The 21,727-nt window shown below is 70.9% G+C and carries 19 protein-coding genes; 12 read left to right on the forward strand and 7 right to left on the reverse strand.

All coding sequences use genetic code 11. The annotated features are described in order from the left end of the window. The first annotated feature begins 465 nt into the window (after positions 1 to 465). The 3 genes from MMSR116_RS18845 to MMSR116_RS18855 all read left to right on the forward strand — a co-directional run bounded on the left by MMSR116_RS18845 (position 466) and on the right by MMSR116_RS18855 (position 4,407). Positions 466 to 1,683, forward strand: coding sequence for a flagellin (locus MMSR116_RS18845; protein WP_158169062.1), 1,218 nt, complete (start codon positions 466 to 468; stop codon positions 1,681 to 1,683). A 221-nt stretch (positions 1,684 to 1,904) separates the two neighbouring features. Beyond that, positions 1,905 to 3,068, forward strand: coding sequence for an alpha-hydroxy acid oxidase (locus MMSR116_RS18850; protein ID WP_010687344.1), 1,164 nt, complete (start codon positions 1,905 to 1,907; stop codon positions 3,066 to 3,068). Positions 3,069 to 3,201: 133 nt separating this feature from the next. Further along, the gene (locus MMSR116_RS18855) at positions 3,202 to 4,407 is read left to right on the forward strand and encodes a DUF2252 family protein (RefSeq protein WP_010687343.1); all 1,206 of its coding nucleotides are present in this window, start codon (positions 3,202 to 3,204) and stop codon (positions 4,405 to 4,407) included. Positions 4,408 to 4,461: 54 nt separating this feature from the next. Here MMSR116_RS18855 and MMSR116_RS31405 read toward each other — a convergent pair whose 3' ends face one another. Continuing rightward, complete coding sequence (locus tag MMSR116_RS31405; RefSeq protein WP_010687342.1) at positions 4,462 to 4,599, reverse strand: hypothetical protein; 138 nt, start codon at positions 4,597 to 4,599, stop codon at positions 4,462 to 4,464. A 398-nt stretch (positions 4,600 to 4,997) separates the two neighbouring features. Here MMSR116_RS31405 and MMSR116_RS18860 point away from each other — a divergent pair, with 398 nt between their 5' ends. Then, positions 4,998 to 5,279 (forward strand): PilZ domain-containing protein, encoded by a 282-nt coding sequence (locus MMSR116_RS18860; RefSeq protein WP_010687341.1) that lies wholly within the window; start codon positions 4,998 to 5,000, stop codon positions 5,277 to 5,279. A 20-nt stretch (positions 5,280 to 5,299) separates the two neighbouring features. On the opposite strand, the gene MMSR116_RS18865 is transcribed toward MMSR116_RS18860, so the two are convergent. From MMSR116_RS18865 to MMSR116_RS18875, 4 genes are all read right to left on the reverse strand, one after another. Further along, the gene (locus MMSR116_RS18865; RefSeq protein WP_010687340.1) at positions 5,300 to 5,545 is read right to left on the reverse strand and encodes a hypothetical protein; all 246 of its coding nucleotides are present in this window, start codon (positions 5,543 to 5,545) and stop codon (positions 5,300 to 5,302) included. A gap of 190 nt (positions 5,546 to 5,735) precedes the next feature. Beyond that, complete coding sequence (locus MMSR116_RS18870; protein WP_010687339.1) at positions 5,736 to 6,899, reverse strand: acyltransferase family protein; 1,164 nt, start codon at positions 6,897 to 6,899, stop codon at positions 5,736 to 5,738. 208 nt (positions 6,900 to 7,107) lie between these two features. Next, complete coding sequence (locus MMSR116_RS32285; protein ID WP_010687338.1) at positions 7,108 to 7,239, reverse strand: hypothetical protein; 132 nt, start codon at positions 7,237 to 7,239, stop codon at positions 7,108 to 7,110. Positions 7,240 to 7,388: 149 nt separating this feature from the next. Continuing rightward, a complete protein-coding gene (locus tag MMSR116_RS18875; protein ID WP_010687337.1) occupies positions 7,389 to 9,143 on the reverse strand; it encodes a DUF3369 domain-containing protein in 1,755 nt (584 codons plus the stop codon). 134 nt (positions 9,144 to 9,277) lie between these two features. Here MMSR116_RS18875 and MMSR116_RS18880 point away from each other — a divergent pair, with 134 nt between their 5' ends. The 5 genes from MMSR116_RS18880 to MMSR116_RS18900 all read left to right on the forward strand — a co-directional run bounded on the left by MMSR116_RS18880 (position 9,278) and on the right by MMSR116_RS18900 (position 14,890). Beyond that, positions 9,278 to 10,033, forward strand: a complete 756-nt coding sequence (locus MMSR116_RS18880; protein WP_051072319.1) for a response regulator — start codon at positions 9,278 to 9,280, stop codon at positions 10,031 to 10,033. A gap of 141 nt (positions 10,034 to 10,174) precedes the next feature. Continuing rightward, positions 10,175 to 10,456, forward strand: coding sequence for a hypothetical protein (locus MMSR116_RS18885; protein ID WP_010687335.1), 282 nt, complete (start codon positions 10,175 to 10,177; stop codon positions 10,454 to 10,456). Between the two features lie 15 nt (positions 10,457 to 10,471). Then, positions 10,472 to 10,687, forward strand: coding sequence for a hypothetical protein (locus tag MMSR116_RS18890; RefSeq protein WP_010687334.1), 216 nt, complete (start codon positions 10,472 to 10,474; stop codon positions 10,685 to 10,687). 262 nt (positions 10,688 to 10,949) lie between these two features. Further along, entirely contained in the window at positions 10,950 to 13,256 is a 2,307-nt protein-coding gene (locus tag MMSR116_RS18895) for a sensor histidine kinase (RefSeq protein WP_010687333.1), read from the forward strand. After that, a complete protein-coding gene (locus MMSR116_RS18900) occupies positions 13,253 to 14,890 on the forward strand; it encodes an ABC transporter substrate-binding protein (RefSeq protein ID WP_010687332.1) in 1,638 nt (545 codons plus the stop codon). Before MMSR116_RS18895 ends, MMSR116_RS18900 begins: the two co-directional genes overlap by 4 nt. Positions 14,891 to 15,007: 117 nt before the next feature. On the opposite strand, the gene ugpB is transcribed toward MMSR116_RS18900, so the two are convergent. After that, a complete protein-coding gene (gene ugpB, locus MMSR116_RS18905; protein WP_010687331.1) occupies positions 15,008 to 16,360 on the reverse strand; it encodes a sn-glycerol-3-phosphate ABC transporter substrate-binding protein UgpB in 1,353 nt (450 codons plus the stop codon). Next, positions 16,357 to 18,702 (reverse strand): sensor histidine kinase, encoded by a 2,346-nt coding sequence (locus MMSR116_RS18910; protein WP_010687330.1) that lies wholly within the window; start codon positions 18,700 to 18,702, stop codon positions 16,357 to 16,359. Before MMSR116_RS18910 ends, ugpB begins: the two co-directional genes overlap by 4 nt. 209 nt (positions 18,703 to 18,911) lie before the next feature. Here MMSR116_RS18910 and MMSR116_RS18915 point away from each other — a divergent pair, with 209 nt between their 5' ends. From MMSR116_RS18915 to efeB, 3 genes are all read left to right on the forward strand, one after another. Beyond that, a complete protein-coding gene (locus tag MMSR116_RS18915) occupies positions 18,912 to 19,097 on the forward strand; it encodes a hypothetical protein (RefSeq protein WP_010687329.1) in 186 nt (61 codons plus the stop codon). A gap of 246 nt (positions 19,098 to 19,343) precedes the next feature. Beyond that, positions 19,344 to 20,231 (forward strand): iron uptake system protein EfeO, encoded by an 888-nt coding sequence (efeO, locus tag MMSR116_RS18920; RefSeq protein ID WP_010687328.1) that lies wholly within the window; start codon positions 19,344 to 19,346, stop codon positions 20,229 to 20,231. A gap of 75 nt (positions 20,232 to 20,306) precedes the next feature. Further along, on the forward strand, positions 20,307 to 21,551 hold the full coding sequence (gene efeB / locus MMSR116_RS18925) for an iron uptake transporter deferrochelatase/peroxidase subunit (RefSeq protein WP_010687327.1): 1,245 nt from the start codon (positions 20,307 to 20,309) through the stop codon (positions 21,549 to 21,551). Positions 21,552 to 21,727 lie beyond the last annotated feature (176 nt).

The following is a 21,727-nucleotide window of genomic DNA, read 5'->3' on the forward strand; positions in this document are numbered from 1 at the left end:
TCTGTTCGCGCCCGTGAAGCCGGAGCAGCGCAGGTTCCGCCGATTCCTATTTGCATGCTGCGCAATGGTTATCTTTGTAGTTCATGTATCATTGGGACATAAACTTGATTTATGGTTCTATATAGTGAAATCGATTTGGCCTCATCCGCTGCGCTGCGAGTTTCGATGTGGAATAAGCCGCACCGTTTCACAGCGCATCTGCCTGGCGCCTGCCCTTCTTCGATGACGGCGCGGAGACGTGGAATGGTTAAGCGACAGGGTTTCCCGCGCGTCTCTCGGATTGGTTAGCAGACTTTTAACGTTCTTGTGTGAAGTTGGTCCGAATAGCTCTCAAGATCCTATCGGATCTTATTCGACGCAAGAAGAACATCGAATTGAGGGTATTGGGCTGTTCTCGGCGGAATGCATTCGGGGAGCGGCTTGGTGGACGGTTGAAGCTCAAGCGTACGAAAGGAATTTCGTAGAATGTCCTCGATTACTCTATCCGCTGCCACGCGTCAGAACCTGCTCTCGCTGCAGGACACGGCGCAGCTGATGGCGACCACCCAGAACCGCCTCGCCACCGGCAAGACGGTCAACTCCGCCCTCGACAACCCGACCAACTTCTTCACCTCCCAGGCCCTCGACAGCCGCTCCAACGCCCTCAACACCCTGCTCGACGGCGTCTCCAACGGCATCCAGTCGATCCAGGCGGCCAACCAGGGCATCACCTCGATCCAGAAGCTCGTCGATCAGGCCAAGTCGATCGCCAACCAGGCGCTCTCGACCCAGCTCTCCACCACCGGCACCGCCGCCAACGCCTACAGCGCCAGCGCCTCCAGCGCCTCCGTGCTGCTGACCATCAACGGCACCTCGGTGTCGGCCAACATCACCGCCTCGTCGAGCATCTCGGCCACCGTCGCGGCCCTGAACGCCGCGGTCAGCTCCGCCAGCACCTCCTCCAACGGCTCGTTCGGCGCCGGCGCGATCTTCTCCACCGACAGCACCGGCACCAAGATCGTGCTGAATGCCCAGGCCGACGTCGAGTTCCAGAACTCCACCAGCCAGGCGGCCCTGGGCTTCACCTCGTCCTCCACCACCGCCTCGACCTACGGCACCGCCGCCTCCACGGTGGTCAGCAGCGACCTGGCGGTCTCCGGCGTGACCCAGCGCGCCTCCCTGGCCCAGCAGTACAACAACCTGCTCAACCAGATCACGCAGCTCGCCGGCGACGCCAGCTACAACGGCGTCAACCTCATCGCCGGCAAGGGCAACGACCTGAACATCAAGTTCAACGACACCGGCAGCTCGAACCTGAACGTCGCCTCGGTCGATGCCACGTCCACCGGTCTGGGCCTGTCGGCGATCACCAACTCGAACAGCTCGACGAGCTCGAACGGTCTGGGCAACTTCCTGCTGAACGCGGACGTGAACAGCACCCTGGCGACACTGACCAAGGCGGGCAGCGCGCTCAACTCGGCGGCGAGCACGCTGGGCTCGAACCTGTCGGTGGTGCAGAACCGTCAGGACTTCTCCAAGCAGCTGATCAACGTGCTGCAGACCGGCTCGGCCAACCTGACGAACGCGGACCTGAACCAGGAGGCGGCGAACTCGCAGGCGCTGTCGACGCGCCAGTCGATGGGCATCTCGGCGCTGTCGCTGGCCAACTCGGCCCAGCAGGGCGTGCTCCAGCTCCTGCGCTGATCGCGGCCGCGCGCGCCGCGCACGCAAGACCGGCCGGCCGGGGCGACCCGGCCGGCCTTTTTCGTGCGCGATGCCGGCGGCCCGCGGCGGTCCCAGTATTCCCCACCCGGGCGCGATGATAGACCATCGGGCGCCGCGCCTCCGGTCGGCCGGCGGAACGGTTCGGCGGGGACGCGACCCGCGCCGCGACCGTCGCCATCCTCCTGCTTCCGTGAGGCCGCATGACCATCGTCACCACGATCGAGGATCTGCGTCGCGTCGCCAAAGCCCGCGTGCCGCGGATGTTCTACGATTACTGCGATTCCGGTTCCTGGACGGAATCGACCTATCGGGCGAACGAGGATGATTTCGCCGCCATCAAGCTGCGCCAGCGCGTGGCCGTGGACATGACCGACCGGTCGCTCGCCACCACGATGGCTGGTCAGGCCGTGACGATGCCGGTGGCCCTCGCGCCGACGGGCCTCACCGGCATGCAGCGCGCCGACGGCGAGATCCTGGCCGCGCGGGCCGCGGAGGCCGCCGGGGTGCCGTTCACCCTCTCGACGATGAGCATCTGCAGCATCGAGGACGTGGCCGAGCACGTCACCAAGCCGTTCTGGTTCCAGCTCTATTTCATGCGCGACCGCGCCTTCAACGACCGCCTGATCGACCGCGCCAAGGCCGCCGGCTGCTCGGCGCTGGTCCTGACCCTCGACCTCCAGATCCTCGGCCAGCGCCACAAGGACATCCGCAACGGCCTCTCGGCGCCGCCACGCTTCACCCCCGCGACGCTCATCGACCTGATGACCAAGCCGCGCTGGTGCTGGCACATGCTCCGGACCCAGCGGCGTACGTTCCGCAACATCGTCGGCCATGTCGAGGGCGTGGCCGACACCCGCTCGATCTCGTCCTGGACGGCGCAGCAATTCGATCCACGCCTCGACTGGGACGACGTCCGCCGCATCCGCGACCGCTGGAAGGGGCCGCTGATCCTCAAGGGCGTGCTCGACGTCGAGGACGCGGCGCGGGCGGTCGAGACGGGCGCGGACTCGCTCGTGGTCTCGAACCACGGCGGCCGGCAGCTCGACGGCGCACCTTCCTCGATCGCGGTCCTGCCAGAGATCGCCGAGGCGGTGGGCCACCGGATCGAGGTGCTGATGGACGGCGGCATCCGCTCGGGCCAGGACGTGCTGAAGGCGGTGGCCCTCGGCGCCAAGGGCGTCTTCGTCGGCCGCGCGTTCCTCTACGGGCTCGGTGCCTACGGCGAGGCCGGCGTCACCCAGTGCCTCGACATCATCCGTCGGGAACTCGACATGACGATGGCCCTGTGCGGCCACCGCGACATCCTGAACGTCGACCGGTCGATCCTCCGGGCGCCGCCCTTGAGCAACCATCCCGCTTGGTGAGCGCCGCCCCCACGAAGTCGACGGTCCGGTAATCCACAGACAGGACGATACGACGCGCGGACCCTGCCTGTTCCCGTGCGTTGGACTGGGCGGCGGGGCTGGGGCCGCGGCGTAACGTGTGCAGGTGGATGTAATGGCCGAGATCCGAGGCTTCGGACCCGACGAGCGTGCGGCGGTTCTGGAGCGGCAGCGGACGCGGAAGATGGCGCGGTCGGCCCACGCCTATGTCCGGGGCAGCACCGTGAAGTTCTACGAGTGGCTGGACGGACTGGCGCGCGGCACCCTGCCCGAGGGACCGCCGGTCTGGATCTGCGGCGATTGCCATCTCGGCAACCTGGGACCGCTCGCCGATGCCGAGGGCCAGATCGACATCCAGATCCGCGATCTGGACCAGACCGTCGTGGGCAACCCCGCCCACGACCTCATCCGCCTCGGCCTGTCGCTCGCCAGCGCGGCCCGCGGCTCGGACCTGCCCGGGATCGTCACCGCCCGGATGCTGGAGGAGATGCTCAGCGGCTACGCAAGCGGGCTGTCGGGCCCCGGCGGGAACGCAGCGCCCCCCGAACCGGACGCTGTCCGCACCGTCCGGCGCCGGGCCCTGGGCCGGCGCTGGAAGCATCTCGCCCGGGAGCGCCTCAAGGACGTCGAGCCCTCCATCCCGCTCGGGCGCAAGTTCTGGGCGCTCGATGGGGCCGAGCGGGCGGCCCTCGACGCGCTGTTCCGCGAGGAGGCGGTGCGCCGCCTCGTCCTGAAGCTCAACCGGCGCGCCGCCGAGTCGGAGGTCCGCCTCGTCGACGCCGCCTACTGGATGAAGGGCTGCAGTTCCCTGGGCTTCCTGCGCTACGCCACCCTGGTGCGCATCGTCGAGCCGGATGGCCGGCGCACCTTCGCGCTGGTCGACCTCAAGGAGGCGGTCCCATCCGCGGCCCCGGCGGCACCGGACGCCGACATGCCCCAGGATCCCGCCGAGCGGGTCGTGGCCGGGGCGCGGGCGCTCGCGCCGAACCTGGGCGAGCGCATGCTGTCGGTGCGCCTCCTCGACAAGCCCGTGGTGATGCGCGAACTGGCGCCGCAGGACCTCAAGCTCGACGTTGACCAGTTCAGCCGGGAAGAGGCGGTGCGGGCGGCGCACTACCTCGCCTTCGTGGTCGGCAAGGCCCATGGCCGGCAATTGGACGCGGAGACGGCCGCGTCCTGGCGTGCCGAGATCCTGAGGGACACCGACGACGGCGCGCAGGCGCCGACCTGGCTGTGGTCGAGCGTCGTCGAACTCGCCGGCCTCCACGAGACCGGATACCTGCGGCACTGCCGCCGCTACGCGCTCCGCGAAGCCGCCTGAGGGAGGATCCGGAACGCGGCGCGGAGGGCCAGTTGCTGGGGCTACTTGCCGGGGCTACTTGCTCTTGCCGCCCTTCTTGCCCAGCTCGGCCTGCGCCGACGAGGACTTGCGCGGGTTCGACTTGCCCTCGCGGCTCGCCTTGGCGTTGGCCTTCTTGGCGGTCGCGCTGCCGTGGCCCTTCTTCTCGGTCATGTTCGCCTCCGTGTGGATGGCGATGAAGCGCCGACAGGCCCGCGCCGTTCCCCGGGATCAGGGTTTTCCCCCGGACACGTGCGCGCACCCACCCCCTTCATCCCGAGGTGCCCGCGTCAGCGGGCCCCGCAGGAGCCTTCCAGAGGGACCTGCTATCCCTGGATGGCTCCTTCGAGGCCTGGCCTGCGCTGCACAGCCCCTCAGGATGTGGGGTTCGGATGGGATCGCCCGATGACCCGACCACAGCGCCCTGTCGTGTACCGTGCGCGTTGCGATCGGACACGGCTCCAAGTCTTCGTTGTGGTGCGCTCTCCGGCGCCGGACCGGTCGTGCAGGGCAAAGCCTTAAGGCCCTTCCGGCACTCTACACCTGCAACGAACGTGACGGGGGACATCACCATGGAGGAGCGTCGCGCGAAGCTCAGGGCCAAGGTCGCGCTGACGGGGCATGCCGCCTTCCCGAGCGCGGCCGCGGAGGTGCGGTGCCTGGTGATCAACGTGTCGAATATCGGCGCCTGTCTGAGCTTCCCGAGCGGAGTGCCGGTGCCCCGGATGTTCAACCTCCGCATCGGTCCCGATCCGAAGCCACACGCGGTGCGGGTGGCGTGGCGCCGGGCGAGCGACGTGGGCGTGGCCTTCCTCGCATCCCGGGCTCGGACCCCCGACGTCATACCGGGATGACGGCACCGGGCGGCAGCGCGTCACCCGCCGGACATGCACGCCTTGAAATGCCGTTTGCGCAGCTGCCGGTTGTATTCGGCGTACTGAGCCGCCCCCTTCGCGCCGGAGATCATCTGAAAGGCCTCCGTCTTGCACTTGATCCGCTGCGGGCTGTCACCCGCCACGGGCCGGTAGACGAAGGTGCGGACGTGGCCCGCATGCGCCGGGGACGGCAGGCCCGCAGTCACGGCGAGCAAGAGTGCGGCTGCGAAGGCTTGGCGGACCATGGGCGTCGCCCCGAGCGATTGTCACCGCCACAGAGAGACTGACGTCGATATTGTCCGTCAAGGTCTTTCGTTGTGTCTTTCCTTGTCGCGATCCGGGCGCCGATGATGGTCGCCGCAGGCCGTCCGGCCGCCGCGGGTCTGTTCCAGGTCTGCGCGGGCGACCACGCTGTCCCGCACGGCTCGACCGGCCCTATCGTGACGGTCCGAAGCTCGCCGCGGCAGGGTCCGCAGGCCGCCCGCCCCCGCTCTCGAACCGGCGCGCGGCGACGAACGAGAAGCGCCGCCGCAGGCCGAGGATCGGCCGCTCGATCAGGTGCCACGACACCATCGCGAACAGGAGGATGCAGGGCAGCGCCAGCAGGACCTGGCCGGTCGTGGCGCGCACGGGCACGAGGGCGACCAGGGCCTGCTGGATCGGCCAGCCGTACAGATAGATCCCGTAGGAATAGTCGCCGCGCCGCAGCAGGGTGGGGACCCAGAGGTCGGTCACGCCCAGGCAGACCGTGAGGTAGACCAGCGCCGGCAGAACCACGAGGTTCAGAAAGGGGAAGACCGGCACCGCCGTCACGGCGGTCAGGTCGAGCGCGCCGGCCGCGCCCACGGCCAGGACGGCCACGCCGATCAGGCGCAAGTCGTAGGGCAGGCGGTAGCGGTAGAGGTAGGCGGCGATTCCCAGCAGGAACGCCACGTAGAGGCGTGAGGCCTTGTCGACGAGCAGCTTGTCGGCGAGCCGCGCCGGCAGGCTCGCGGGCTCGCCCGGGCTGGCGAGTCCGAGGAGGAAGCCGAGCAGGATGATCAGGCCGGCCGCGCCAACGACCAGCCCGGGCCGCCGCAGCGATCCGGTCAGCACGCACAGCGACATGAGCGCGTAGCAGGCGATCTCGTGCGGGATGGTCCAGAGCGAGCCGTTGACGACATCGGTGGGGTTGTGGGCGAATACGCCCGGCAGCGTGTAGACGATGAACCCGAGGATGTTGGCGAAGTACCGGACGGTGTGCGGGTCGGTGGCGTAATCCGCCAGCGGCAGAACGGTGAAGAGCGGCCCCAGGACAAGGGCGCTGAGCACGACCTCCACCGCCAGGGCGGGCACGATCCGGAGCGCCCGGTTCAGGAGGAAGTCGCGCAGCCGCAGCCGGAGGGCGCTGCCGGTGATCAGGAAGCCGCTCAGGCCGAAGAAGGCCGCGATGATGCCGTAGCTGCCGAGTTCGAAGAAGCCGTCGACCCGGGTGATCTCGTTGTTGACGATGGCGCGCCCGTGCCAGATCACGACGGACAGCGCCAGGACGATCCGCAGGAGGTCGAAGCCCGGGGCGAGGCCGCCGCGCCTGTCGAGTATGGAGCCAACGGTCTGCATGGACGAGGTCCGGTTGCGGGACGGATCCGCCCTCCATCGCAGGCCATTCGCTAAGAAAGCGGCACAGCCTGACGTGCGACGCCGGCCGCACGGCAATCCGGGGTAGGCAGAGGCGGGATCCGCAGGGACTGGCCCTCGCGTTCCTCCCCGCGAGGGCTGACGACCCCCTCCGACCACCGCACCGGGCCGTGCGAGGCCCGGCGGGTCCTCAGATGAAGTGCGCCGGCAGCGCCAGATCCTGCGCGTACTGGACCAGCGCCAGGGCCAGTCCTGCGATCATGGTCCACGCCACGATCCGGTCCGTGCCGGTCATTCCGGCGGTCATCATCTGCGTGGCCATCGATCGTCTCCCCGTCAGGGCGACCGTCGCTCGGCCGCTTCGAGGTGGGCTTATGGCCAAGCTCGTTTGCGTGATGATTGCGTCGAATATTTCGTCCGTCGTGCAAAAGATTGATCAGTCGAGGTGACAGGGCGTTCGTACAAGAACAGTCAGTAGACGCCCACGGCCTCCTCGGGGAAGCGGACCGAGAACACCGCGCCCAGCCCCGGCCCCGCGCTCTCGGCCGTGGCGCGGCCCCCGTGCAGCTCGGCGATGCGCCGGACGATCGAGAGCCCGAGGCCCGTGGAGCCCTCGCCGCCGGTGGGCTTCGCCGAGAGGCGCTGGAAGCGGCCGAACACCCGGGTCGTGTCCTCCGGCGACAGGCCGGGCCCGTGATCGGCGACGGCGCAGACGAGTTCCGCCCCCCGCGGGCCCGGCTCGCGGCTCACCCGCACGGTGATCGCGCCGCCCCCGGGGCTGTACTTGATGGCGTTGGAGACGAGGTTGTCGAGAGCCTCCCGCAGGCGCTCGGCGTCGCCGCAGAGGAACAGCTCCTCCGGGCCCTCGCAGACGAGCGTCTGGCCCTTGGCGTCGGCCAGCGGCCGGTCGGCCTCGCAGACCTCCCGGGCGAGGCCCGCGAGATCGACCGGCTCGCGGCGCAGGCTGATGTCGAGGGCGTCGTTCATCGCGTCCGCCATGAGGCTGTCGATCATGGCGGTCAGGCCCTTGGCGCTGGTGCGCACATGCTCGATCTGCGCGCGCATCTGCGCCCGGTCGCCCTGCAGGTCGATCAGGTCTGACAGCATCTCGGCGCGGCCCAGGATCACCGCCAGCGGGTTCTTCAGGTCGTGCGCGATGGTGCCGAGGATCTCGGTCTTGAGGCTGTTGGCCCGCCGCAGGTCCGAGCGCTGCAGGTCCAGCCGGCGGTTCGCCCGGATCAGCTCGGCGGTGCGCTCGACCACCCGCCGCTCCAGGCCGGCATTGGTCTGCTGCAGCCGCTCGTAGAGGATGACGTTGTCGAAGGCGATCGACAGCCGGCTTGTGAACAGGGCGATCAGCGACCGGTCCATTTCGGAGAGCTGCCGGTCGGCCTCGATCAGCGCGACGATCTCGCTGCCGCTCGCGGTGTGCAGGTACAGGGTCGACCAGTGCTCGCCGAAGCTGTGGCGGCGCTCCGCGAAGGCGCGCTCGACGAGGGGCTGCACCCGCTCCTCCAGGGGCCAGGCCGGCTCGCGGGCGGCGTAATGGCCGTAGCAGCCGGACCCCGCCAGCACGCAGAAGCGCTCCGCCGGGGCGGCGGTCTCGCGCAGGACCAGGATGCCCGCGCAGGCGACGTTCAGCAGCGAGGCGACCTGGGTCAGGACGCCCTCGGCCAGGCGCTGCATCGACTTGTGGTCCAGCAGCATCGGCGCGGCATCGATGATGATCTCCAGCCCGCGCCGGGTCTCGTCCAGGCGCTTGAGTTGCTGGTAGGCGCGCAGGGCCGCGGTGAGGCTGGTGAACAGCTTGTCGGCGGTCAGCTCGGTCTTCGCCTTGTAGTCGTTGATGTCGTAATCGACGATGATCCGCCGCTCCGGCGCCTGCCCGGGCTGGCCGGTCCGCAGGATGATCCGGACGGTCTCCTGCCGGAGGTCGCGCCGGATGTAGTCGACGAGGTCGAGACCGGCATTGTCGGTCTCCATCACCACGTCGAGCAGCACCACCGCGACGTCGCGGCGCTCGGCGAGCAGCACCCGCGCCTCCGCGGCCGACCGGGCGGTCAGGATCTCCAGGCCGCGCCCGTCGAGGGTGTAGCTCGCCAGGGCGTAGCGGGTGCCGTCATGGACCGCCGGATCGTCGTCGATCACCGCGATGACCCACGCCCCCGCGCTCGGCTGCGCCTCATCCAGATCGTCTGGGATCAACGTGAGGGTATCGTCATCCATGGCTATGGCCTGAAATGCTGCTCGAAACCTGACGAGTACGCTAGCAATCGTGGTGAAAACTTGTCACGCTAACGTGATCCGATACGATTCCTACATTCGTTCCAAAGTGGAACCGGAAAGTGCGCGCAGCCGCGATGAGCATTCCTGACAGGCCGGCGCCCGGCGGCGCGGCGATGCCCTCGATCGCCGTGGTCGACGACGAGGCGGCGACCCGCGAGATGGTGGGGGATTACCTGAAGCTGCACGGCTTCGCGGTGGTCCTGTGCGACGGCGGGCGGGCGTTGCGGGAGCAGCTCGCCCGGCAGAGCCCGGACCTGATCGTGCTCGATCTCAACATGCCGGAGGAGGACGGGCTCTCGATCGTGCGCGACCTCAAGGCCCGCACGGCCATCCCGATCATCATGCTCACCGCCACGGCGAGCGCGATCGATCGGGTGGTCGGGCTGGAACTCGGCGCCGACGATTACCTGCCCAAGCCCTGCGAATTGCGGGAGCTGGTCGCCCGGGTGCGGTCGGTGCTGCGCCGGGCACAGGCGCCCATCGCCGCCACGCCGGCGGCTCCCGGCAGGGACGAGGCGCGCCGGATCCGGTTCGGGACCAAGTGGCTGGAACTCGATGCGCTGCGCCTGAGCGACGACGCCGGCCTCGAACAGGCGCTCACCCGCTCGGAATTCGACCTGCTCAAGGCGTTCGCCGACAACCCGCGCCGCGCCCTGTCCCGCGAGCGCCTGCTCGACCTCGCCGATGCTCGCGACCCGGACGCGTTCGACCGCGCCATCGACGTCCGGATCAACCGTATCCGGAAGAAAATCGAACCGGATCCCGGTAATCCGCGCTACATCCGCACTGTCAGGGGCCTCGGATACATCTTCCGGCCCGAGGGAGATTGATGTTCGGCGGGCAATTGTTGCGTCCCGGCGTGCGGACGCAACATTCCGGCCCTCAGATCGGCCGGGACGCAATCATGGCGGCACGGATCAACCCTATGAGCGTGGCAGGATCGGGGGCCGAGGGGCCCCGGAGGACAGGCCATGCGACTGAGCGTGCGACATCTGATCGGAACCTCGTCGGCCGCGGCGGCCGGCACGCTCTGCGTCCTGGCCCTCGTCGGCCTGGGTGCTCCGGGCGGGGTGACGCCGGTGACGGCCGGCGGCGCACCGGCCGCGGGGGCACCGCTTCGTGACGGCGCTCCCTGCGCCGGGACGGCTTGGCCGTATCCGCCGGGCGCCTGCGCGCGCGCCGGCGCGGCGGATGCGCCCGAGTCCCGCCGCGTGCGGCTCATCGCGGTCGAAGCCGCGCCCCGCCCGCGGTAAGGAAGGCGTACCGCCATGCCGCACTTCAGCGACGATCCCCGGGCCGACGAAGATCCCGCCTTCCTGCTCCAGTTGCGCCGCATGCTACACGGCCGTGATCCCGCGCCGCGGCGCCTGCCGACCCGGGCGGAGCGGTTCGGCGTACCTACGCCGCACGATGGCGCGCGTGAGCCGCAGGATGCGGTGCTGGTCGGCTCTGACCCGCAACCGGCCCGGTCCAGGCGCGGCTGAGACCGCGCGTGGTGGATGGCTTCGACGCCGTCTTTGCGAGCGCAGCGAAGCAATCCAGCAGCGCCGCACCGACGGGACGCGCGCGGCCCTGGGTCACCGCGCTGCGCGCGTGATGACGGAGCGGGCGGCATCGACCGAAGTCCTCGAACGGAGACCGGATGATCCGGCCACCGAGCCGCCGGGATCCGCCGGAACGCCGCCCGATTGCACCGCGCTCCGGCACGGCTTTAAGTTGCCGCCGGACCCCTATGTCGGGACGCGGATGCGGGTTGGACCCAAGATCGCCCTGGTCGGAGGCGTGCCGATCCTCGCCGCCGGCGCGATCGCCATGGCCGGCTGGCTGCTCCTGGCCCAGGAGGAGCGCGCCCGCCGGGGAGCCGTGCTGGTCGCCGACGTGTACCACGACATCGCCACCGCGCGCCTGGTCCGTGACCAGTACGCCGCCGCCGACGCGCAGGACCGGCCCGCCTATGCCGAGCGCTTCGCGAGCCTGACGGCGCGGGCGGAAGGTGGCCTCGGCCGGCTGGCGGGCTTCGCCCGCATCGACGCGCAGCGCGCGCGCATCGCCTCGGTGGAGGAGGCCCTGGCCCGCTACCGGGGCCAGATGGAGACCTTCGTCCGCCGCACCCAGGAGAACGACGGCCTGATCCGCGAGATGACGCAGCGGGCCGACACCCTGATCGACCTCACCGATCGGGCGCGGCTGCGCCAGCAGGCCTCGAACGCCGACCTCGCCCGCTCGCTGGCCGAGAAGGTCGAGGCGCTTCGGGTCGCCCGCGGCCTCGTCGCCCACCTCAACACCCTGCGGGCCCGGACCGCCGAGAGCGCGGTGATCGCCGCGCAAGGCTCCGGCCAGAGCACGAACCCGGCCGGACCGGCGGCCTCGGACGCCGAGGCCCAGCGCGCGCAGGGCCGCTTCCGCGCCGCCAGCCGCGACCTGTCGGCGGCGCTGCGGGACGACGGCCGGGCGGCCGAGGCCGAGGCGCTCGACGCGCTCACCGCCGAGTCGATCCCGGATCGCGACGGAAAGCTCGACGGCTGGATCGAGCGCAACCTGAAGATCGAGACCTCCGGCCAGGAGAGCCTGCACGACGAGGTGGCGCAGCTGCTCGCCTATTCCGTGGAGGCCAACGAGATCGAGCAGGCCACGCAGAACGTCGCCATCGGCACCCTCAAGCTCGGGCCGCGGACCGCCGGCGCCCTGCTGCACCGCGACGACGCTCTCGCCGAGCGCATGCGCGACGCGGGCGAGCGCCTCGCCCGGCGCGCCAACGCCCTGCCGATCTCGCCGCTGATCCAGGCCGAGATGGTCCAGGCGCTCGACGGCTGGCGGGCGCGCCTGACCACGACCATCGGGGGCCTGCGGCAGCAGAACGCCATGATCGTCGCCATGGACGGGCTCGCCGCCACGATGATCGACAGCGCCAAGGCCCTCAACGACGCCTTCGTGGAGGATGCCGACCGGTTCGGCATCTTCATCCAGCGGATCCTGCTCGCCGGCGCGGCCGGGCTGCTGCTGTTCGGCGCCCTGGTGGTGATCTTCGTCGCCCGCTCGATCCTGGTGCCCTTGCGCGCTCTCCAGGGCGACATGGTCATGCTGACCGGCAACCCGGCGGGGGCGGCCGTGCGGGGTACCGGGCGCCGGGACGAACTCGGCGACATCGCCCGCGCCACCGCGGTCTTCGTCTCCGAGATCACGCGCCGGGAAGGGGCGCTGCGCCGGGCCAAGGATCAGGCCGACGTCGCCCTGGTCGAGCTGCGCCGGACCCAGGACAACCTCGTCCGAGCCGAGAAGCTCGCCTCCCTCGGGCAGCTCGTGGCCGGGGTCGCCCACGAGATCAACACGCCGCTCGGCATCGCGCTCACCACCGGGACGCTCATGAGCGACGAGGCGCGGACCTTCCGGACGAACCTCGCCGCCGGCACGCTGTCGCGCTCCCGGCTCAACCACTTCGTCGACCGCGTGGAGGAGGGTGCCACCCTGCTCTGCACGAACCTCACCCGGGCGGCCGACCTCGTCCAGGGCTTCAAGCAGGTCGCGGTGGACCGGGTCAGCGACGAGACCCGCAGCGTCGAACTCGCGACCTGGCTCGACGATCTGCTCGCGAGCCTGCGGCCGATGCTGCGCAAGGGCGGCCATACGGTGGAGCGCGCCTGTCCGGCGGACCTCGTCATCGACACCAATCCCGGCGTGCTGGCGCAGATCGTGACCAACCTGATCGCCAACGCGGTCGTGCACGGGTTTCGCGCGGGCCAGGTGGGCCGGATCACCGTGGCGGTGTCGGAACAGGAGGACGGCCTCGTGCGGATGGAGGTCCGCGACACCGGCCAGGGCATCCCGCCGGAGCACCTCGACCGGATCTTCGATCCGTTCTTCACGACGGCGCGCAGCTCCGGCAGCACGGGGCTCGGCATGCACATCGTCCACAACCTCGTGACCGCCAAGCTCGGCGGCCGGATCGCCCTCGCGAGCGAACTCGGCCAGGGCACCGTCGTGCAGATCGACTTTCCCACCCGCCGCGCGGGACCGGCGTCCCGGCCGCTCCCCACCGCGCTGGGGACGCCGTGAGCCCGGCCGCAGCATACCGGGCCGGGCTCCTCGCCCTGGCGGCCGGCCTGCTCCCCGGCCCGCTCCTCGGCCCCGCCCCGGCGGCGGCCCGCACCTTCGTGTTCTGCTCGGAGGGCAGCCCGGAAAGCCTCGATCCCGCCCGCGCCACGACCACCACCACGATGAACGCGGCGTGGCAGGTCTACAACACGCTGGTGGAGTTCGCGCCCGGCACCACGACGATCCGCCCGGGACTCGCCGAATCCTGGACGGTCTCGGAGGACGGCCGGACCTACGTCTTCGCCCTGCGGGATGGCGTCCGCTTCCACGCCAACGCGCGCTTCACGCCGACCCGCCCCCTGAACGCCGAGGACGTGGTGTTCTCCTTCAGCCGGCAGCGGCGCTCCGGATCCGACGGCGCCGCGCAGGGCTTCACCTACTTCCACGACCTCGGCCTCGCCGACCTGATCGAGGCTATCGACGCCCCGGATCCGCGCCATGTCCGCTTCCGGCTGCGCGAGGCCGACACCACCTTCCTCGCCAACATCGCGCAGGCCTTCGGGGCCATCCTGTCGGCTGAGTACGCGGCCGCCCTCGCGGCCGCCGACGCCTCGGACGACCTCGCCCGGGCGCCGGTCGGAACGGGCCCGTTCGTCTTCGAGGGCTACCGGCCGGACCAGGTCCTGCGCTACCGCGCCTTCCCGGATTACTGGCGCCGCGCGGCGGACGACGGCGAACCGGGCGAGCGTCCCGACGGTCTCGTCTTCGCGATCACGCCGAACGCGGCGGTCCGGCTGACCAAGCTGCGGGCCGGGGAGTGCCACGCCATGGCGTTCCCGGCGACCGGCGACCTCGACGCGATCCGGGCGGAGCCGGGCCTGACGCTGCTGGCGCTGGCCGAGCTGAACGTCGCCTACCTCGCCCTCAACACGACTCGCGCGCCCTTCGACGACGTGCGGGTGCGGCGCGCGGTCAACCTCGCGATCGACCGGCAAGCGATCGTGGCGGGCGTCTACGGCGATGCCGGCCTCCTCGCGCAGGGGCCGCTGCCGCCGGGGATCTGGGCCCACGATCCGAACCTGCCGGACACGCCCTTCGATCGCGCCGAAGCCTTGCGCCTGCTCACAGAGGCGGGACTCGCAGGGGGCTTCGATGTCGATCTGTGGTATCCGCCGGTCAGCCGGCCCTACAACCCGAACGGAAAGCGCGTCGCCGACATGATCCAGGCCGACCTCGCGCAGGTCGGCATCCGCGCGCGCTTGGTCACCCGCCCCTGGAACGCGTACCGCGCCGCGCTCTACGGCGGCGAGCCGAGCCTGATGCTCTACGGCTGGACGAGCGACAACGGCGATCCGGACAACTTCCTGAACGTCCTGCTCGGCTGCAAGGCCGCCCAGACGGGTGGGGCCAACCTCGCCCGCTGGTGCGACCCGGCCTACGACCGGCTGGTCGAGGCCGCCCGCCGCACCGGCGACCGGGACACGCGTCAGGCCCTGTACCGCCAGGCCCAGGCGATCGTCCGGCAGGCGATGCCCTGGGTCCCGCTGGCGCACACCAAGGTCCACTTGGCGATCCGCAGCGACGTGCGCGGCCTGACGATGGATCCCCTCGGCCGCCACCTGTTCGAGACGGTGCGGTTCCAAGGCCCGCGATGACGGCAACGCCGTCCTTGCGAGCGGAGCGAAGCAATCCAGGGCGGCGCCACAAAGGCCGATGTCGCGCGACCCTGGGTCCCTTCGCTTCGCTCGTGATGACGGCCCGACCCGTCGCGCTCACTTCTTGGTCCGCTGCTGGAAGACCCGCAGCACTTGGTTGCCCCGCGCCACGGCGTCGTCGAGGGCCTTCTGCGGGGATTTCACGCCGTTGAGGGCCGCCTCCAGCTCCTCGGCCCAGAGGTCGCGGATCTGCAGCATGTTGCCCAGGCGCAGGCCGCCGGTGTTGCGCGTCGGCGGGCGGCGGGTCAGCTCCTGCACGGCGACGTGGAGCTGCGGGTGCCGCTCGAAGAAGCCCTCCGCCACCGCGTCGTCGTAGGCGCCGCGCGTGGTCGGGATGTAGCCGGTGTTCCGGTACATCGTTGCCTGCTGCCGCCCGTCCATCAGGAAGGCCAGGAACCGGGCGACGCCGCGGTACTCGTCCGGCGTCTTGCCCTGCATCACGTAGAGCGAGCCGCCGCCCAGGATCGCGTTCTGCGGCTCCGGCACGATGTCGGGGTAGAAGGGCATCGGCGCGACCGTCCAGTCGAAACGGGCCGCGGCGGCGACCTTGCCGTAGAGGCTCGACGAGGTGAGGAAGATCGCGCAGTCGCCCGACACGAACCGGCTCTCCCCGCGATTGACCCTGTCGTTGTACGCGAACACGCCCGCGCGCTTCAGGTCGACCAGGTTCTGCAGGTGGCGGACCTGGAGCGGACCGTTGAACACCAGTTCGGCGTCGTAGCCGTCCAGGCCGTTGGAGCGGGTGGCGAGCGGCCGGTCGTGCCAGGCGGAGAGCTGCTCGAGATGCACCCAGGTCGGCCAAGCGGAGGAGAGCGCGCAGCGCGCCGGGTCGGTCGCCTTGAGCCGCCGCGCGGCGTCGAACACCTCCGGCCAGGTCGTGGGCAGGCGCTTAACGTCGAGGCCCGCCTGCCGGAACCGGTCCCGGTTGATCCACATCACCGTCGAGGAGACGTTGAACGGCAGGGACAGCATCCCGCCCTCGGGGGCCAGGTAGTTGGTGGCCACGACCGGCAGGAAATCCTCCGGCGTCACGGGAAGCCCCGCCTCCCGCATCACGGTGGCGACGGGCCTGACGGCGCCGATCGCCGCCGCCATGGTGCCGTTGCCGACCTCGAAGACCTGCAGCAGGTGCGGCGCCGCGCCGGTGCGGTAGGCCGTGATGCCGCTGCTGATCGTCTCGGCGTAGGAGCCCTTGTAGACCGGGACGACCCGGTACTCGGGCTGCGCCGCGTTGAAGGTCTCGGCGAGGCGGGTCACCAGCTCGCCGTTGGGCCCGTCGAGGGCGTGCCAGAACTGCAGCTCGGTCACGGCGGCGGCCGGCAGCGGGCGCAGCGCGAGGAGCAGGGCGGCGATCAGCAGCCCCAGGCGGACGAGGCCGCCGCGCGATACCGTCAACGTCGCCCCGCTCATGCCAGCCGCTCCGGAAGCCAAAGCCGCAGCACCGTGCCGGCGCCCGTGCTGCTCTGGAGCTCGACCCGCCCCTGGAGGCGGTTCACCACGAGGTTGTGGACGATGTGCAGGCCCAGGCCCGTTCCCCCGCGGGCGCGGGCCGTGGTGAAGAACGGGTCGAACACCCGGCCGAGATCGGCGCTGTCGACGCCGCGCCCGTCATCGGCGATCGACAAACTGATCCCGTCCCCGGTCCGGGTCCCCGTGATGGTGATGCGCCCCCCCTCCCGGTCCGGGAAGCCGTGCTCGATCGCGTTCTTGACGGCGTTCGACACGACCTGCGCCAGGATGCCCGGCAGCGTGTCGATGACGATGTCCTTCGGGCACTCGACCACGAAGACGTGCCGGCCCGGCCGCGCCAGGGCCCGCAGGCTCTTCAGGAGCTCGTCGATCCAGTCCGCGAGGTTCAGCGCCCGGCGATCCTCGATCGCCTGGTCGGCCGCCACCTGCTTGAAGCTGTAGAGGAGGTCGGCCGCCCGCATCAGGTTGCTGGTCAGGAGCTGCGCGCCCTCCTGCATGCGTCCGGCATACTGGGTCAGCCGCGAGCGGGAGAGCTGGTTCTCCCCCACCATGCGCTCGAACGCCACCGAGTCGGACTGGACCTGCGTGGCCGTGGTCAGCGCGATGCCGAGCGGCGTGCTGATCTCGTGCGAGACGCCGGCGACGAGCTGGCCCAGCGAGGCGAGCCGCTCAGCCCGGATCAGGTCCTCCTGCGCCTGCCGCAGGGTGACCAGGGCGTCGTCGGCCCGCTGCGAGGCGTTGCGCCGGTCCGCTTCCCGGCGGCGGATCTGCTCCAGGAACGCGTTGGTCGCCCGGGCGATGTCGCCAAGTTCGTCCCTCCGGGTGAGCAGGTGGTCGTCCCGGCCGATATCCTCGGGCGTGGGGGCGCCGGCGGCGGCGACGATGCTGTGCTGCAGGGCGTGCAGCGGCCGGGTGATCGAGCGCGCCACTGCGGCGGCGGCCCCGATCCCGAGGCACAGCGCCCCGACCGCCCCGACGATCAGGAGCTGCCGAATGACGCTGCCGAACTGGTCGGCATCGTCGATGAAGGCCCGGCTCAGCGTCTGGGCGTTGGCGCTCATGGTGGCGGCGCGCCGGTCCATGTCGGCGATGGTCTCGTTCTGCTCGCCGATCCGGTCGATCGTGGCGGCGAGCTGCGTGCGCCAGCCGTCGATCGCCGCCGCCATCTCGTCGCGGATGCTCACCGGGATGAGCAGCGTCCGGGAGGTGCCGGACAGACCCGCGCCCGCCTCCAGCACCCGCGACGCCTCGCCGGTGTCACGGCGCGCGAGCGCCGCATCCGTCCGCCGGGCGAGCCGCAGGGCCGTCAGAGCGATGTCCTGGGCGGAGAGTTCGGCCTCGTTCGAGAGGACCGAGTGGCGGATGAGGAGCGCGACCTCCTCGTAGAGCCGGTTCTGGCGCGCGACGTTGACCTGGACGAGCTGGTCGCACCACTCGACCAGGACGCGGCCCGCCTGGGTGGCGCGGGTCAGCTCGAACCCCTCGGAGAGCACGCGGTTGAGGTCGTCCTCGGTCCGGCTCCGGTCGCGGTAGGCCTTCAGCAGCTCCGTCGCCCTGTCGGCCGCCCCGGCCTCGCCGTCGACGCGCAGGACCCGGCGCAGTCTTTCGCCCACCGCATCGAGCTGCCGCAGGTCGGCGGCGAGTTCGTCGAACTCGATCGGGAAGACGGGCCGGCCGATGCGCGCCCGGTTCAGCTCCGCGGTGCTGATCCCCTCGCGCAGCTCCCGCAGGGCGGTGACGACACCCTGGTTCCGCTCCAGCTCGGCGTCCTTGACGGCCAGCACGGCGATCAGCTGGGCGTTGTCCTGCTGCTGGCGCCGTCGCGCGACGTCGGTGAGGGCCACCAGGGCGTCCGCCCGCTGGGCCATGTCGGCGATCGTCGCGTTCGCGCTCCGCTCCGAGAGGAGGAGGGCGCGCATCCGCGTCACCTGCGAGGTCAGGTCGCCCGTCACGGTCGCCACGAGAGCGGATTGGCCGCTCGTCCGTGCCAGCCCTTCAAGCCGGTCGAGCTGCGCCGCAGCGGTGGCGGCCCGCTCGTCGAACCGGCGTTCGGCCTCGTCCCGCCGCTCGGGGCTGCCGCTGAGGGCATCCGTCCGCGCCCGGTTCATCGCCGTCAGCGTCTGCGCCGTTTCCGTCGCCACCACGGCGCCGGCCCGGGCACGCTCGGCCTCGTGGAGCAGGATCCAGGCGCCCACCGCGATCGCGGCGGCGACCAGGATCGGGATCGCGCCCACCACGAGGACGCGGCGCGCGATGCCGGACCTACCGAACCCGCGCGTCATCGCATCCCGCACCCTGTCCCGCGCCCCGCCAAAGCTGCGGCCTCCGAACCCGTCGCCGACCTCGCGACGACACATTCGGCTATTGTGACATCCGCGCGATGACTTCCCGAGAGCGCCGAAGCAACACGGGACGCAATATTCCCGCATCACGAAACCCGTAGACACCGCCTCGCACAACGGTCCTCGAAGGCCGGAAGAGGGGAAACACCATGCTCGACGTCATCGCTCGCCTGCTGCTCTCGGCCGGCATCCTGGTCGGCACCACCTACCTGCCGATGCTCTCGCAGGCCGTCACCGCCCGGCCGGCCGACGCCCGGGCCTCTGCCGTGACACCGCCCGCCTGCCCGGCGAAGGCCGCCGCGTCCGGCGCCCGCGCCCTGGCCTGCCTGGGCTGAGCGGCCATGGACGCGCTCCCCCTGGTCCTGCTCGTGGGCACGAATGTCCTGCTCGCCATCGTGCTCCCGCTCGTCGTCTGACCGCGCGACGGTCACGACCCGCGACGTGTCCGAAGAGGCTCCCCGGGCCGGCGAATCCTAGGCCGTGGCGACAACCGGCAGTTGCTCGGGCGCACGGCCTCGGTTAGCCGGAACCTCCGGCCGGCCCGCGCCGCGCTCCGAACCACGCTCCGCCTCCGGCCGCTCATGCCCGAGACTTCACGCCGCGACAGGGACCGACGCCGCGTCGCGGCCCTCGCCGTGGCGATCCTGATCGGCTGCGGTGGGCCGCCTCCGGGCTGGGCCCTGGAGCAGCCGGACAGCCCGCGTCCCGGGCGTCCGACCCGGCCGATCCCGCCTGAACTGGCCGCTGCCCTCTCGGCCTATCGAACCTATGTCGTCGCCCAGGCCGACGCCTTCGTGCGCGAGACCGCGCGCTTCGTCGCGGCGATCCAGGCGGGGCAGCTCGCCGAGGCCCGCCGGCTCTACGCCCCGGCCCGCGCGCCCTACGAGCGCATCGAGCCGGTGGCGGCCCTGTTCCCCGACCTGATCAAGCGCCTCGACGTGCGCAGCGACGAGTTCGAACTGCGCGAGCGCGATCCCGCCTTCGTGGGCTTCCACCGCCTCGAGATGGTGCTCTTCACCCGAGGCACCACGGAAGGGCTGGGCGAGGTCGCGGAGCGCCTCGCCGCCGAGACCGTGACCCTGCGCGACCGCATCGCGGCCCTCGCCGTCCCGCCCGCCAAGGCGGTCGGGGCGGCCTCCGCCCTGATCGAGGGCATCGCCGCCACCAAGATCAGCGGCGAGGAGGAGCGCTACAGCCGCACCGACCTGTGGGACTTCCAGGCCAACATCGAGGGCTCGAAGGTGGTGTTCACGCTCCTGCGCCCGCTGCTGCCGGACCTGGATTTCGTGGCCCGGGTCGAGCGCAGCTACAAGCGGGTCGAGGACCTGCTCGGCCGCTACCGCAGCCCGGATGGCGGCTTCCAGAGTTACGACAACCTCACGGCCCGGGACCGCAACGCCCTCAAGGGGCCGATCACCCTGCTGGCCGAAGATCTGTCGACGTTGCGCGGCAGGCTCGGTTTGGACTGATAAAATTGCCAAGGCGCCGTCCTGTGGTCTTTATTCGAGGCAACAAGCGGCCGAATCTCCAGAATTCATCGAGCGATGATGCGTCTCCCGTCCCCGGTCTCCACGCGCCGCAGCTTCCTCGGTGGCCTCGGCGCGGCCGCGCTCCTCAGACCCGCCCGGGCCGAGGACGCGACGCCGACCACCGCCACCGAGGGGACGCTCGTCGCCCAGCCCTTCTACGGGATCCATCAGGCCGGAATCGTGACGCCGCAGCCGGCCGCCGCCCTCTCCATCGCCTTCGACGTCCTGGCCGAGCGCCGCGGCGAGCTGCCCCATCTGTTCCGGACGCTCACCGAGCGCCTCGCCTTCCTGACCCGGGGCGGCGCCGTGCCCGACGTCCATCCGCAACTGCCGCCGCGCAATTCCGGCATCCTCGGGCCGACGGTCCTGCCCGACAACCTCACCGCCACGGTCTCGGTCGGCGCGAGCCTGTTCGACTACCGGTTCGGCTTGGCGCGCGCCCGCCCGCGCCATCTCGGGCCGATGGAGCGCTTCGCCAACGACGCCCTCGACCCGGCCCAGTGCCACGGCGACCTGCTGATCCAGTTCTGCTCGAACACCGCCGAGACCAACATCCATGCCCTGCGCGACGTCCTCAAGGCGACGCCCGGCCTCCTCGCGCCGCGCTGGAAGATCGAGGGTTTCCTGCCGCCCCACGTGGTGAAGACCATGGGGGCCGACACCGTGCGCAACATGCTGGGCTTCAAGGACGGCACCGCCAACCTCGACGTGCGCGACCCCCGGCTGATGGACCGCTACGTCTGGGTCGGGCCGGGGCGGGACGAGCCGGCCTGGGCCGTCGGGGGAAGCTACCAGGTGGTGCGGATCATCCGCACCCTCGTCGAGCGGTGGGACCGCACGCCGCTGGGCGAGCAGGAGGCGATCATCGGCCGGCACAAGGGCAGCGGTGCGCCGCTGCGCCAGGGCCACGAGCGCGACGTCCCCGACTATGCCGGCGATCCGGACGGCGAGGCCATCTCGCTCGCCGCCCATATCCGCCTCGCCAACCCGCGCCTGCCCGGCACGGAGGGCAGCCTGATTCTGCGCCGCAGCTACAACTACTCGCGCGGGCTGACCGCGGCCGGGCAGCTCGACATGGGCCTGCTGTTCGTCTGCTACCAGGCCGACCTCACCGCCGGTTTCATCACGGTGCAGAACCGCCTCTCCGGCGAGGGCCTGGAGGAGTACATCCGCCCGATCGGCGGCGGCTACTTCTTCGCCCTGCCGGGCATCGCGGGGCCGGAGGGCTTTTTGGGGGAGGGGCTGCTGGCCGCGGTGTAGGCCGCCCCGCCGCGTCGCGGCTTCCCGCACCGTCTTTGCGAGCGCAGCGAAGCAATCCAGGGCCGCGGGACATCCGTGCGCGTGGCGCCGGCTGGATTGCTTCGCTGCGCCCGCAAAGACGGCGGCCGGAGCTGCTGACCGGCCATCCCGGCAGGCCGCGGATCGACCGGCCCTGT

Origin of the sequence: Methylobacterium mesophilicum SR1.6/6 (assembly GCF_000364445.2) — a bacterium.
Lineage (GTDB): Bacteria > Pseudomonadota > Alphaproteobacteria > Rhizobiales > Beijerinckiaceae > Methylobacterium > Methylobacterium mesophilicum_A.